The organism is Flagellimonas sp. HMM57 (assembly GCF_021390175.1).
Taxonomy (GTDB): Bacteria; Bacteroidota; Bacteroidia; order Flavobacteriales; family Flavobacteriaceae; genus Flagellimonas.
In genome coordinates this window covers 2844955-2856871 of the sequence record NZ_CP090004.1, presented here as the reverse complement: position 1 = coordinate 2856871, position 11917 = coordinate 2844955, and the positions used below count along the sequence as shown (strand labels likewise).

Here is an 11917-nt window from a genome sequence, read left to right as displayed (position 1 = left end):
AAAATGATGGCAATCTCGATATTGTTAAATTTTAGATAAAGTACCTGATTTCTAGGTGTGTAACCCTTCATTCTATAGTCCATAGCTGGGTTTTCAACGTATCTTTGTTATAACAAATCTTGTAATGATGAGTGAGCAATATTGTAAAGTTGGAGCAGTGACTCCAATAACCAGCGGAAGTCAAGCGATATCAGTTTTAGAGTTTATGTATCAGAATTTTATGGAAAAAGCATCTGATGCAACGCATATGGACACTAATTTGAGAGAATTCTTTACTAAAAAAGCCCAGGGAATAAAAAAGACATTGGAGGGTTTGGTGTAAGTCTCAATTCAACTTACCCAATTCAATTTCCATTTCCTTTTGTATACCTTTCGCTTTTTCTGCAGCAGCATGGGCAAAATTATGGTCATGTGAGGCGTATAGAATTCCTCTAGAAGAATTTACCAACAACCCCACGCTTTTTGTAATACCGTGTTTACAGACTTCCTGTAAGCTTCCCCCTTGTGCACCAACGCCAGGAACCAACAAAAAGCTTTCTGGAATGATTTTTCGTATTTCACCAAGGTAAGATGCTTTGGTTGCACCCACCACATACATTAACCTATCGGCATTCTCATAATTTCTAGAGGTTTCCAAAACCTCTTTGTACAACTCATGTTTTCCCACATTCTTAGTTTGAAAATCAAAAGCACCTTGATTGGATGTTAATGCCAACAAGATGGTATGTTTATCTTCAAACACCAAAAATGGTTCTACGGAATCCTTCCCCATGTAGGGCGCTATGGTAATTGAATCAAAATTCAATGTTTCAAAAAATGCTTTTGCATATCTTGTGGACGTATTCCCAATATCCCCCCGTTTTGCATCTGCAATTGTAAAAATATCAGGATGATTCTCGTTTAAATACTCTATGGTGCGTTCGAGCGATTTCCATCCTTTAAGACCATACGCTTCATAAAATGCGATATTAGGTTTATAAGCAACACAGTATTGATGTGTAGCATCAATAATCGCTTTGTTGAATGAAAAAATTGGATCTTCTTCTTTAAGAAGATGTTGGGGTATTTTATCAAGGTCCGTATCCAGACCAACACATAAAAAGGATTTTTTTTGTTGAATCTGTGATATTAAATGGTCTATTTTCATTCGATGAAATTAGGTGTTAGGTTTAGGGTATTAGGTTGTTGAGTCGACATATTTTTTAAGTGAATTTATGCTTCTTTGAAGATTACGGAGCTTTTTGATAATTGTATCATAATCAACTTCCATTTATAAGTTCCAATTCTTTAGAAATAAGTAATTGAGTTTCTAATTCGTATGAAGAACCTAATGTTATTTGCAAAAATCTTGAAAAATCCTTTTGGGATTCTCTTGAACATCCTTCAGCAATATTTGACGGTACAGAAACAGCACATCGTGAGATTTGAGATGATAATCCGTACTTCTCTGTATTTGGAAAACCTTCAATTAGTTGGTAGACATCTTTAACCAATTCAACTCCATTTTTCCAAATGTCTAAATCTCTAAAATTTCTCAACAACTATTTCTTAAGCTAACCTAACACCAAAAACCAAACATCCAAGTTAGTTCTTGACTGCGTTCGAACTGACAATCAATTCATAACCACTAACTACTAAAGCTAAAAAATCTCCGATGCCTCTTTCAATTTCTCCGTGTTCTCTACTAGCATTAATTCATCAATGATTTTCTGGATGTCTCCATTGATTATATTCTGTAAATCATAAAGGGTAAGACCAATTCTATGGTCTGTAACCCTGCCTTGGGGATAATTATAGGTTCTAATCTTTGCGGAGCGGTCTCCACTGCTAACCTGTGAGTTTCGTTTAGCAGCATCTTCTTCCTGCTTTTTGGCCAACTCCAAATCGTACAGTCTTGAACGCAACACCTTAAAAGCTTTTTCTTTGTTCTTATGCTGAGATTTCTGGTCTTGGCATTGTGCAACCAAACCTGTGGGAACGTGTGTTAATCTAACTGCAGAATAGGTAGTGTTTACAGATTGTCCACCGGGACCTGAAGAACAGAAAAAATCGATACGAACATCTTTTGGGTCTATTTGGACATCAAAATCCTCTGCTTCTGGAATTACCATTACCGTTGCGGCACTGGTATGCACTCTGCCTTGAGTCTCCGTTTGTGGCACACGTTGCACACGATGTACACCAGCTTCAAACTTTAGTGTGCCGTATACATCTTCACCGGTTACTTCAAAATGGATTTCCTTGTAACCACCACTAGTTCCTTCGCTTAAATCCATAATATTGGTTTTCCACCCTTTAGATTCACAATACTTTGCATACATACGATATAAATCCCCGGCAAAAATACTTGCCTCGTCACCACCGGTTCCTGCGCGAACTTCCATCACCACATTCTTTTCATCCTCTGGGTCCTTGGGTATCAAAAGCAACTTTATTTCTTCCTCCAATTTTGGAAGCAAGCTCTTGGCCTCATCCAATTGCATTTTAGCCATTTCCAACATCTCGGCATCACTACCATCAGAAATAATTTCTTCTGCCTCGCTCATATTATTGTTGAGCGTTATGTATTCTTCACGTTTGTCAACAAGCACTTTTAAGTCTTTATATTCCTTATTGAGCTTTACATATCGTTTCTGGTCAGAAATGATATCTGGTTGAATGATAAGGTCGGAAACCTCATCAAAACGCTGTTTTACTATATTGAGTTTGTCAAGCATAAATCAATCTACGTTAAGAATACGAATTTACAATTAATTTGTACATTTAATTCCAGTTATGGGCGCACTGTTCCGTCTTACCACCTATTCTTTGGCTTTTTTGTTCAGCAGATGGATTTTGGCTATTTCTATTGGAGTTACAGCATTCCTATGCTATGCGAACCTTCCCTTTTTGCCAATATTCCTTTGTAAAGCAGTGTTAGTTGGTTTGGTATTTTTTCTTTTCGAAGAAGAAAAATTAAAGCAAAAGCTTGTTTTTTATCAGAATTTTGGACTTTCCAAAACTTTACTTTTTTTGATTTCGTTTGCTTACGACACTTTAGTCTCAGCACTCATTCATTCAATATTTTTGTAAAGTGGTTCTTGAGATAGACAACATAGAACTGAATTTTGGTTCCAAAAGAATATTATCGGGCATCTACCTTAAAGCAATTGAAGGCCAAGTAACAGGAATTTTAGGAAGAAATGGGTGCGGAAAAACATCACTGCTTAAAATACTGTTCGGGAGCTTGCAACCAAAATACAAGACCATAAGAATCAATGGTAGAAATCATAAGGGCAAGTTATACTTGTCAAACAACATAGCATATCTTCCCCAGCATCAGTTGCTACCCAACGGTATCAAGGTCAAGAAAATATTCAGTCTATATAGGGAAGACTGGAATAGATTCACTGATTACTTTGATAGCTTCAAAATTTATAAGAACCATAGCGTTTCAGAACTTTCAAGCGGAGAAATAAGAATACTGGAAACCTACCTTATCCTGAATCGGGACTCTAAAATAATCATGTTAGACGAACCTTTTTCTTTTATCGCACCTATTTATGTGGACATATTCAAAACAATGATTCAATCAAAAAAGAAGGAAAAAATACTTATTGTGACCGATCATTTTTATAATGATATTATGGATATTGGAGATACCATTTATCTTATGAAAGGTGGACAATCCAAACTCATAAGTAGTAAAGATGACTTGGTCAGAGACGGATATTTATCCTCTAATTCCCAATAAATGTTGTACCCAAAGTAACAATGTAAGCATTAAGCCCATCGCTCCTGTCGTATTGACTTAGTTGTAAATCGATTGTTTTAAGACCAAAGGACAAAATCTTGGAATTAGCGAAGATATCCTTGTACTGAATTCCCAACCCGTATTGATGTGCATCATACTGGGACAAATCATAATCCGAAGTATAAAACTCGAAGGTAGAAAACGCACCTTCTTTGGCATAAAAATAGTCTGCAGCGGATTGGGTGTAATAGCGATACGTAGGATATAACGTAAACTTGTCCGTTACTTTGACCGGTGCTTCCAAACTTGCGGTATGCGAGGTTATGCCCCAGTCATCCCAATAAAAACGGTAGTACGAACGCAATATTAAAAAATCGTTCACATAATAATTTAACCTACCACCAATGGGAACTTTAAATCTGCTTTCCGGTAATCGTTCCACATCATCGGCCAATTGAAAATCGTCAATAAAGAAAGCTTCCGTATCTCCAAAATATACCCGCTGAAAAGGAGTGCTGAGCAATCCATTTTGAGAAACCAAGTCCATGAAAAGTGCACCTTGCAATTTCTTGCTCAAGATTTGAGAGAAACCTAAGGATAAAGAATAGGAATTCCTGTTTTCATTTTCAAACTCTAAAAAATTTGGGTTATAGGTACCGTTTCCAGTAATACGATCATCAAAAAAACCTTGTCGTAGTTCAATGGGGTAAATTGCATTCCATTTGTCCAAAAATACCCGACCACTAATAGATAATTCCGTGTTTTTTTCATTGAACAATCTGGTGTAACCACCTCCAAAACCAATGGAAACATAGTCGTACTCGTTCGAAAAATAAGCATTAGCGTTCCAAACTATATTTCTATCTTCTGAACTATGCTGATAACTGGGGTTTATATATGCCAGTAAATCTTGTCTTGATTCACCAGAGGATGCATCAAAAGGGGAAGTATTGAGATTGGTTCCATCCAGAGGGTTCACATTACTTGATGATGCAGAGGTATATGCCGATATTCCTACATCTACCGTCAACACATCATCCTCGTTCATGGGCATACGCAGAACAACAGTTGATGTTGCATCGGTGAGCTCTTCGGTACCTTCACCTCCCGTAACTGCGGCATTTTGACCATCTTGTTCATAATAACTGAACAAAAGGTCTATCTCACTGGTTTCCAATACTCTCTTAGTGTAAGAATTGTTTTGTTGTGCAAACCCATTATAGCCAATGAGTAAAAAACCTATAAGAAGTAATGTATAAAATGGTTTATCCGAAAATTGAACCGTAAAAAAAGTGATTTGTGTCCTTTCGACCATAGCTTTAGTTGCACCCACAGCCACCTCCTGTTTTTCCACCATTGGCACCTGCCGAAGCTTCCCTATAGATTTGAAAATTGGTCTCAAAACGTTCAGAAGCACGCGCGCCCAATTGCATTTCAGCATCATTGATATAAACCTTGTCATATTCCCTGACCACTACACAAGAACTGGTGACTATCAACAAAACAAAGAGATACAGAAGTTTTTGCATATGTTAAAATTACAGCTTTTTGTCAAAAACGATTCCAGAACTCTTGTGAATCTTATTATCAGAATCAACCAGAACGACCTCTACCCCATCAATCTGATTTATCATATGTATTCCGCTGTCCTTCCCCATTATAAAAACAGCCGTTGCCAAGGCATCACACAATTCCGCAGTCTTTGCAAAAATAGATACACTGTTAATTCCCTCTGTTGGATAGCCGGTTCGTGGATCAATGATGTGAGAATATTTTTTGCCGTCGAGCGTTACATACTTTTCATAATTACCAGACGTAGCTACTGAAGATTCCACTATGGGCAACCAACTAAAAACTTTATCCTTGTCCAGAGGATTGGATATTCCTATAACCCATTTTTCTCCAGAGGCTTTTGTGCCCCATGTGGTCAAATCACCAGAAGCATTGATAATCCCTCCTTTTACCTGTTTCGAGACCATAAGTTCTTTAGCCTTGTCGGCAGCATACCCCTTTCCAATAGCCCCAAAGCCGATACGCATTCCAGGCTCTGTCAAATAAACCGTTCGTTCCATGGAGTTCAATACTATTTTTCCGTATCCAATCTTAGCAATGGACTGTTGTATGTGTCCTTTTTCAGGTACTTTTTTCATGGTACCATCAAATCTCCAAACTTTATCTATGGATGCATACGTAATATCGAAAGCCCCATCAGTGATTTCGGATATTTTTTTTGAACGCTCAATCAATCGGAATAATTCGGGTGATACTTTTACCGGTTTAATACCGGCATTTTTATTGATCAATGATGTCTCTGATGCTTCATCCCAAGAAGATATCATTTTTTCGATTCGCTCTATTTCTGATACAGCTTCATCAATATCAAGGTAGCCAATGTCCTCGTTAGGCGCAACCACAATTATTTCGAACGTAGTTCCCATTAGCTTCAACGTACGCTTTACGGTAACATCTTCTTGCCGCTGCCCTTGGGAAAGCATACAGCATAAGCTACAAAAAATGATCAGTACTGTTCTCATTCTAGAAACCCGTTCAGTACCGAAACATATTCTTCCGGCGAATTCTTTTTAGAGAAACCTGTTTTTCCCAACACCACTTGCTGCTTGTCCATGAGCACAACTAGTGGAAAGTATCCCTTTGGATTATATTTTTCTGCCAAGGATTTATTGGTGTTCAACTTATCTAAGGGAAGTTGATTTTTTTTTCTTTCTTGGGAAATCGGCATTGTACAAAATGTAGTTGGCAGACGCATACGTTTTAAAATAATCCGATTCAAGAATACTTCGTTTTAAACGAATGCAGGGCGCACACCAGTCCGACCCCGAAAAAACCAAAACAATGGGTTTGTTCTCTTCATTTGCTTGATCAATAGCACCATCAAAGGTTTCTTGCCACAATTGCGCTTGCAACGTGGCAACAAAAAAATAAAATGCCATAAGCATAACATTTTTCATAAACCTAGATTAAGTGTACCTCTATTCAAAAACACGAAGGGTAGAATCCGTAAGTTCTGTATTAAAGACCCGTAAAGGGTTGCTTGTTATCGAATTTAAAGGTGTACCGTCCTGATCGAACCTTGAACCATGGGTAGAACATCTGAAAATCCCACCATCTTCAGAAATAAAACGCACCTCCTCAGTTTGCTGATGACTACAAATCTGACTTGCAGCAATTAAATCGCCCTCAAGATTTCTGGCGACGACGATGTCTGTGTACCCTAAACTTTGACTTGATTTCACGAGGATGAATCCCCCGTTGTCAGCTAATGGAGTAGCTTCAGCAGATGTCAAATCTATTGTAAAGTCAACTCCGTCCGGTTCTGGGAATTGCTCCAAATCTTCTGAATCATTAGAACAACCATGTAAACAAGGAAAAGTAAGGGCAAAAGCAGCGCCTGCACCCAAACTCCTTAAAAAAGCTTTTCTTTCCATAGCGTGGGGTTATGTAGAAATAACGTTAATTTACCCTAAATCGTATGTCAATATTCAAACTTGCCAAACTCACTTTTGATGGTCAGTTTTTTGGAACGGACACTTTCTACATGACCTATAATTTGGGCATCCACATTAAAGCTTTGCGAAATTTCAATAATATCCGATGCAACCGCCTCATTCACATAAAGTTCCATACGATGGCCACAGTTAAAAACCTGATACATTTCTTTCCAGTCGGTCCCTGATTGCTCTTGGATCAACTTAAAAAGCGGAGGAATGGAAAACATATTGTCTTTGATAATATGAAGATTTTCGACAAAGTGAAGGATTTTTGTCTGAGCTCCCCCACTGCAATGTACCATGCCGTGGATGTCTTTGGCTGTATAATTTTCCAATACTTCTTTAATGATAGGGGCATATGTTCTAGTAGGTGAAAGCACCAGCTTACCCGCATCCAATGTAGAATTAGGTACATCTGCCGTAAGCTCTGTAGTACCAGAGTAGACCAGTTCATCGGGAACAGATGGATCAAAACTTTCTGGATATTTTTCAGCCAGATACTTCCCAAAGACATCATGGCGTGCAGAGGTAAGGCCGTTACTGCCCATACCACCATTATATTCATTTTCATAGGTTGCCTGACCAAAAGATGCCAAACCTATGATAACATCTCCCGCTTTTATATTGGCATTATCAATGATATTTTTTCGTTCAACGCGGGCCGTAACCGTTGAATCTACGATGATGGTGCGTACCAAATCCCCAACATCGGCAGTTTCCCCGCCAGTGGAATGAATGGTTATTCCGTGATTTTTCAAATCGGCAATTAACTCCTCGGTGCCATTGATGATAGCAGAAATAACTTCCCCTGGTATTACATTTTTATTTCGTCCTATGGTAGAGGATAACATGATGTTGTCCGTGGCCCCAACACAGATTAAATCGTCCACGTTCATGATGAGTGCGTCTTGGGCTATTCCTTTCCAAACCGAAATGTCCCCTGTTTCCTTCCAATACATGTATGCCAACGAAGACTTTGTCCCAGCACCATCTGCATGCATCACCAAACAATGCTCGTTACTACCTGTGAGGTAATCTGGTACTACTTTACAAAAAGCCTTGGGAAAAAGCCCTTTATCAATATTTTTTATGGCGTTGTGCACATCTTCCTTTGAAGCCGAAACTCCACGTTGGGCATATCTTTTACTAGTGTCTGAAGACATAAATTTGCTTTGCGCAAAAATAGCGGAAAGCTGTTAATTAACCCGAAATATGATTTTATTCTTTTAAGTTCTGCTAACGTCGGCTTTCATCTTTTCTTGATCACCTCGCAAATAGCAACTCCCTATATTTGGTGAATGGCCATAAATCGTCTGAAATCAATTTTTCCAACTTGTCAGATTGCTCCCGTATGGTTTCAAAATAGGGTTTTACGTTATTACAATACGCTTGAGCTTTTTTATTGATTGTAGAGAGTCCATTGGCACGTCTACGAGCAGCAGTCATATCATCCGTTTGTTTTTTGATTTCCGATATGTGCTCCCCGATCTGTTCCAGAATATTCAATTGCCCCTCAGCAACTTTTTTGTGAGCTGCTCCATAGACTTCTTTAAGGCCCTTTACATTTTCCAAAAGCAAATTCTGATAACGCAATGCAGCAGGTATGATGTGATTGTACACCATTTCTCCCAGCACTCTCCCCTCGATCTGAAGATGAAAAATATAGGCTTCCAACTCTACTTCTTGATGCGCGTTTAGCTCCACTTCGCTCATAACGTCCATATCCTTAAAAAGTGCTACACTTTCTTTAGACGTTAGCACCTGAAGTGCTTCTGGTGTATTTTTATTATTGCTCAGTTTTCTTCTTCTGGCTTCTTCCTGCCATTCCATTCCGTAGCCATCACCATCAAACCGGATTCGCTTGGAGGTTTTAATATATTCCCGCAACACATTAAAGACTGCCTCATCTTTTTTAAGATTCTTTTTGTCTATTAAGGTATCGACCTCTTTCTTAAAATCCTTCAGCTGCTTGGCAACAATAGTATTCAAAATGGTCATGGGTTTTGCGCAATTGGTCTTTGCACCAACACCTCTAATTTCGAACTTGTTTCCTGTAAAAGCAAAAGGTGAGGTTCTGTTTCTGTCGGTATTGTCCAATAGGATTTCAGGAATTTTACCGACTACATTCAGTTTAAGTTCCGTTTTCTCTTGAGGTGATAATTTTCCTTTGGAAACGCCTTCCAGTTCATCAAGAACATCACTCAATTGTTTTCCAATAAAAATGGAAATAATGGAAGGTGGTGCTTCATTGGCACCCAATCTATGGTCATTACTGGCAGATGCAATAGAAGAGCGCAACAACTCCTCATAAATATCAACAGCTTTTATAGTATTAATAAAAAAGGTCAAAAATTGAAGGTTCTTCATTGGTGTAGAGCCCGGGCTCAGAAGATTGACCCCAGTATTTGTTGCCAAAGACCAATTATTATGCTTTCCCGAGCCATTTACACCAGCGAAGGGCTTTTCATGAAAAAGGACGGTAAAATTATGTTTATCAGCAATTTCTTCCATGACATCCATCAACAACAAATTGTGATCTACGGAAAGGTTAGCTTCTTCGAAAACGGGCGCAAGTTCAAACTGATTTGGGGCCACTTCATTATGGCGGGTCTTGACCGGAATACCCAACTTGGTACACTGTTTTTCCAAATCACTCATAAAATTGAGTGCCCTGGCAGGAATCACTCCAAAATAATGGTCGTCCAATTGTTGGCCTTTTGCGGCAGGGTTGCCCACCAAGGTACGTCCTGTCATTACAATATCCAACCTAGACTGTGCAAGTGCCTTATCCACTAGAAAGTATTCTTGTTCCCAGCCTAAAGTTGCATAGACCTTACGCACATTTTTATCAAAATATTGAGCCACTGCCGTTGCAGCTTCATCCACGGCATGCAAAGCTCTTAATAATGGAGCCTTATTATCCAATGCCTCACCTGTATATGCAACAAAAATTGTTGGGATGCAAAGTGTTGTTTTATAGATAAAAGCTGGTGATGTGGGATCCCAAGCGGTATACCCTCTTGCTTCGAAAGTATTACGTATTCCACCACTTGGAAAGCTAGAAGCATCTGGTTCTTGTTGTACCAGTTGGGCACCTTCAAATTTTTCCATCGCTCTTCCATCCGATAGTATGTCAAAAAATGCATCGTGCTTTTCCGCCGTGGAACCTGTTAAGGGTTGAAACCAGTGTGTGTAATGCGTAGCACCCATAGACAGTGCCCATGCTTTCATACCTTCCGCAACTTGGTCCGCAATCTTTCTATCTATTTTATTTCCTTGAAAAATGGCGGATTTGACCTTATCAAAGGCTTCCCTGGTCAAAAACTGAAGCATTCGTTCTTCATTAAAGACGTTTTTTCCGAACAATTCAGAACGTTTGCCTGTTTCCCCTGTAGCGTGAACCCTTTTACGACTCTTTGTCAGTGCTTCAAATCTTGTATTTGACATTACTTAAAATTTAAATCACAAAGCTACAATTAACAATTTAATAATATATCCTTCAAAATTTACTTTTTTTTCATTCAGCCCTACACAAAATAGGGGTAATTTAAAATATATCCATTAGTTTGTGATTTTAACCCTCATAAACCTATATTATTGAATGAAAAACATATTTTTGTCAATCGTAAACTTGAGAACAAATAACTGCCGGAATTATGAGCAAATCTAAATTAGAGTACATTTGGTTGGATGGTTACAAACCAACTGCCAACTTAAGAAGTAAAACAAAAATCGAAGATGATTTTAGTGGTAAACTAGAAGACTGCCCAATGTGGTCTTTTGATGGGAGTTCTACAAAACAAGCCGAAGGAGGTTCTTCTGACTGTTTGTTAAAACCAGTAGCAATTTACCCAGACCCAGCACGCATTAACGGATACTTGGTTATGACCGAGGTATTGAATGCCGATGGTACACCGCATGAATCAAATTCAAGGGCAACCATTGATGACCCTGACGCTGATTTCTGGTTTGGTTTTGAGCAAGAGTATTTTATTATGGATACTGAGACACAGTTGCCACTTGGTTTCCCTATTGGTGGATATCCTGGGCCGCAGGGACTATACTACTGCTCTGTAGGAGGAAAAAATACTTGGGGACGTGATTTAGTCGAAGAACACGCTAATCAATGCATTGATGCCGGATTAAACTTTGAAGGTATCAACCAAGAAGTTGCTGCTGGCCAGTGGGAATTTCAATTATTCGCCAAAGGTGCACAGAAAGCAGGTGATGAAATCTGGGTCGCCAGATATCTACTTGACCGTTTGACAGAGTCTTATGGTTACTACATTGAATATCACCCAAAACCTGTAAAAGGAGACTGGAACGGTTCTGGTATGCACGCAAACTTCTCGAACACAACATTGAGAACTGCTGGTTCTAAAGATGTTTACGAAAAGATATGCGAGGCATTTAGGCCAGTTACAAAAGAGCATATTGAAGTTTATGGTGAATTTAATGATCAACGCTTAACAGGTGACCATGAAACTGCATCTATAAAAGATTTTAGTTATGGTGTTTCTGATAGAGGGGCTTCTATCCGTATTCCTATCATGACTGTTGAGAAAGGCTGGAAAGGTTGGTTGGAAGATAGAAGACCAGCCTCCAATGGAGATCCATATAAAATTGCGGCACGAATTATTAAGACCGTTAAGTCTGCCGATGTCTAGTATATAAA

General features: G+C 38.8%; 14 protein-coding genes. 3 read left to right on the top strand and 11 right to left on the bottom strand.

Translation table 11 applies throughout. The annotated features are described in order from the left end of the window. Positions 1 to 127: 127 nt before the first annotated feature. A complete protein-coding gene (locus LV716_RS12630; protein WP_163418155.1) occupies positions 128 to 322 on the top strand; it encodes a hypothetical protein in 195 nt (64 codons plus the stop codon). Between the two features lie 3 nt (positions 323 to 325). On the opposite strand, the gene pyrF is transcribed toward LV716_RS12630, so the two are convergent. The 3 genes from pyrF to prfA form a co-directional block, all read right to left on the bottom strand. Then, positions 326 to 1147: an orotidine-5'-phosphate decarboxylase gene (pyrF, locus tag LV716_RS12625; protein WP_163418154.1), complete on the bottom strand. Its 822-nt coding sequence runs from the start codon at positions 1145 to 1147 to the stop codon at positions 326 to 328. A 112-nt stretch (positions 1148 to 1259) separates the two neighbouring features. Continuing rightward, positions 1260 to 1538 carry a four helix bundle protein gene (locus LV716_RS12620; RefSeq protein ID WP_233759129.1) on the bottom strand — a complete coding sequence of 93 codons (279 nt, stop codon included), beginning with the start codon at positions 1536 to 1538 and terminating at the stop codon, positions 1260 to 1262. Between the two features lie 102 nt (positions 1539 to 1640). Beyond that, entirely contained in the window at positions 1641 to 2717 is a 1077-nt protein-coding gene (gene prfA, locus LV716_RS12615) for a peptide chain release factor 1 (RefSeq protein ID WP_163418153.1), read from the bottom strand. A 356-nt stretch (positions 2718 to 3073) separates the two neighbouring features. Here prfA and LV716_RS12610 point away from each other — a divergent pair, with 356 nt between their 5' ends. Then, positions 3074 to 3733: an ABC transporter ATP-binding protein gene (locus tag LV716_RS12610; RefSeq protein WP_163418152.1), complete on the top strand. Its 660-nt coding sequence runs from the start codon at positions 3074 to 3076 to the stop codon at positions 3731 to 3733. On the opposite strand, the gene LV716_RS12605 is transcribed toward LV716_RS12610, so the two are convergent. The 8 genes from LV716_RS12605 to LV716_RS12570 form a co-directional block, all read right to left on the bottom strand. Then, complete coding sequence (locus tag LV716_RS12605; RefSeq protein ID WP_233759128.1) at positions 3720 to 5066, bottom strand: DUF3570 domain-containing protein; 1347 nt, start codon at positions 5064 to 5066, stop codon at positions 3720 to 3722. The genes LV716_RS12610 and LV716_RS12605 overlap by 14 nt on opposite strands. Beyond that, a complete protein-coding gene (locus LV716_RS12600; protein WP_163418151.1) occupies positions 5053 to 5262 on the bottom strand; it encodes a DUF4266 domain-containing protein in 210 nt (69 codons plus the stop codon). Before LV716_RS12600 ends, LV716_RS12605 begins: the two co-directional genes overlap by 14 nt. A gap of 9 nt (positions 5263 to 5271) precedes the next feature. Next, the gene (locus tag LV716_RS12595; RefSeq protein ID WP_163418150.1) at positions 5272 to 6267 is read right to left on the bottom strand and encodes an FAD:protein FMN transferase; all 996 of its coding nucleotides are present in this window, start codon (positions 6265 to 6267) and stop codon (positions 5272 to 5274) included. Continuing rightward, on the bottom strand, positions 6264 to 6407 hold the full coding sequence (locus LV716_RS12590; RefSeq protein WP_233759127.1) for a hypothetical protein: 144 nt from the start codon (positions 6405 to 6407) through the stop codon (positions 6264 to 6266). Before LV716_RS12590 ends, LV716_RS12595 begins: the two co-directional genes overlap by 4 nt. Before the next feature lie 19 nt (positions 6408 to 6426). After that, on the bottom strand, positions 6427 to 6684 hold the full coding sequence (locus LV716_RS12585; protein ID WP_233759126.1) for a thioredoxin family protein: 258 nt from the start codon (positions 6682 to 6684) through the stop codon (positions 6427 to 6429). 39 nt (positions 6685 to 6723) lie between these two features. Beyond that, positions 6724 to 7179, bottom strand: a complete 456-nt coding sequence (locus LV716_RS12580; protein WP_163418148.1) for a ubiquinol-cytochrome c reductase iron-sulfur subunit — start codon at positions 7177 to 7179, stop codon at positions 6724 to 6726. 47 nt (positions 7180 to 7226) lie between these two features. After that, positions 7227 to 8405, bottom strand: a complete 1179-nt coding sequence (locus tag LV716_RS12575; protein WP_163418147.1) for an AIR synthase related protein — start codon at positions 8403 to 8405, stop codon at positions 7227 to 7229. Between the two features lie 100 nt (positions 8406 to 8505). Next, positions 8506 to 10689 (bottom strand): glutamine synthetase III, encoded by a 2184-nt coding sequence (locus tag LV716_RS12570; protein ID WP_163418146.1) that lies wholly within the window; start codon positions 10687 to 10689, stop codon positions 8506 to 8508. Positions 10690 to 10898: 209 nt separating this feature from the next. Here LV716_RS12570 and LV716_RS12565 point away from each other — a divergent pair, with 209 nt between their 5' ends. Beyond that, a complete protein-coding gene (locus LV716_RS12565; protein WP_163418145.1) occupies positions 10899 to 11909 on the top strand; it encodes a glutamine synthetase beta-grasp domain-containing protein in 1011 nt (336 codons plus the stop codon). The last annotated feature ends 8 nt before the right edge of the window (positions 11910 to 11917 follow it).

Bases quoted from the DNA above. Each gene is read 5' to 3' on its own strand.
- LV716_RS12630 (WP_163418155.1), top strand. From the start codon at position 128: ATGAGTGAGCAATATTGTAAAGTTGGAGCAGTGACTCCAATAACCAGC.
- pyrF (WP_163418154.1), bottom strand. From the start codon at position 1,147: ATGAAAATAGACCATTTAATATCACAGATTCAACAAAAAAAATCCTTT.
- prfA (WP_163418153.1), bottom strand. From the start codon at position 2,717: ATGCTTGACAAACTCAATATAGTAAAACAGCGTTTTGATGAGGTTTCC.
- LV716_RS12600 (WP_163418151.1), bottom strand. From the start codon at position 5,262: ATGCAAAAACTTCTGTATCTCTTTGTTTTGTTGATAGTCACCAGTTCT.
- LV716_RS12595 (WP_163418150.1), bottom strand. From the start codon at position 6,267: ATGAGAACAGTACTGATCATTTTTTGTAGCTTATGCTGTATGCTTTCC.
- LV716_RS12585 (WP_233759126.1), bottom strand. From the start codon at position 6,684: ATGGCATTTTATTTTTTTGTTGCCACGTTGCAAGCGCAATTGTGGCAA.
- LV716_RS12580 (WP_163418148.1), bottom strand. From the start codon at position 7,179: ATGGAAAGAAAAGCTTTTTTAAGGAGTTTGGGTGCAGGCGCTGCTTTT.
- LV716_RS12575 (WP_163418147.1), bottom strand. From the start codon at position 8,405: ATGTCTTCAGACACTAGTAAAAGATATGCCCAACGTGGAGTTTCGGCT.
- LV716_RS12570 (WP_163418146.1), bottom strand. From the start codon at position 10,689: ATGTCAAATACAAGATTTGAAGCACTGACAAAGAGTCGTAAAAGGGTT.
- LV716_RS12565 (WP_163418145.1), top strand. From the start codon at position 10,899: ATGAGCAAATCTAAATTAGAGTACATTTGGTTGGATGGTTACAAACCA.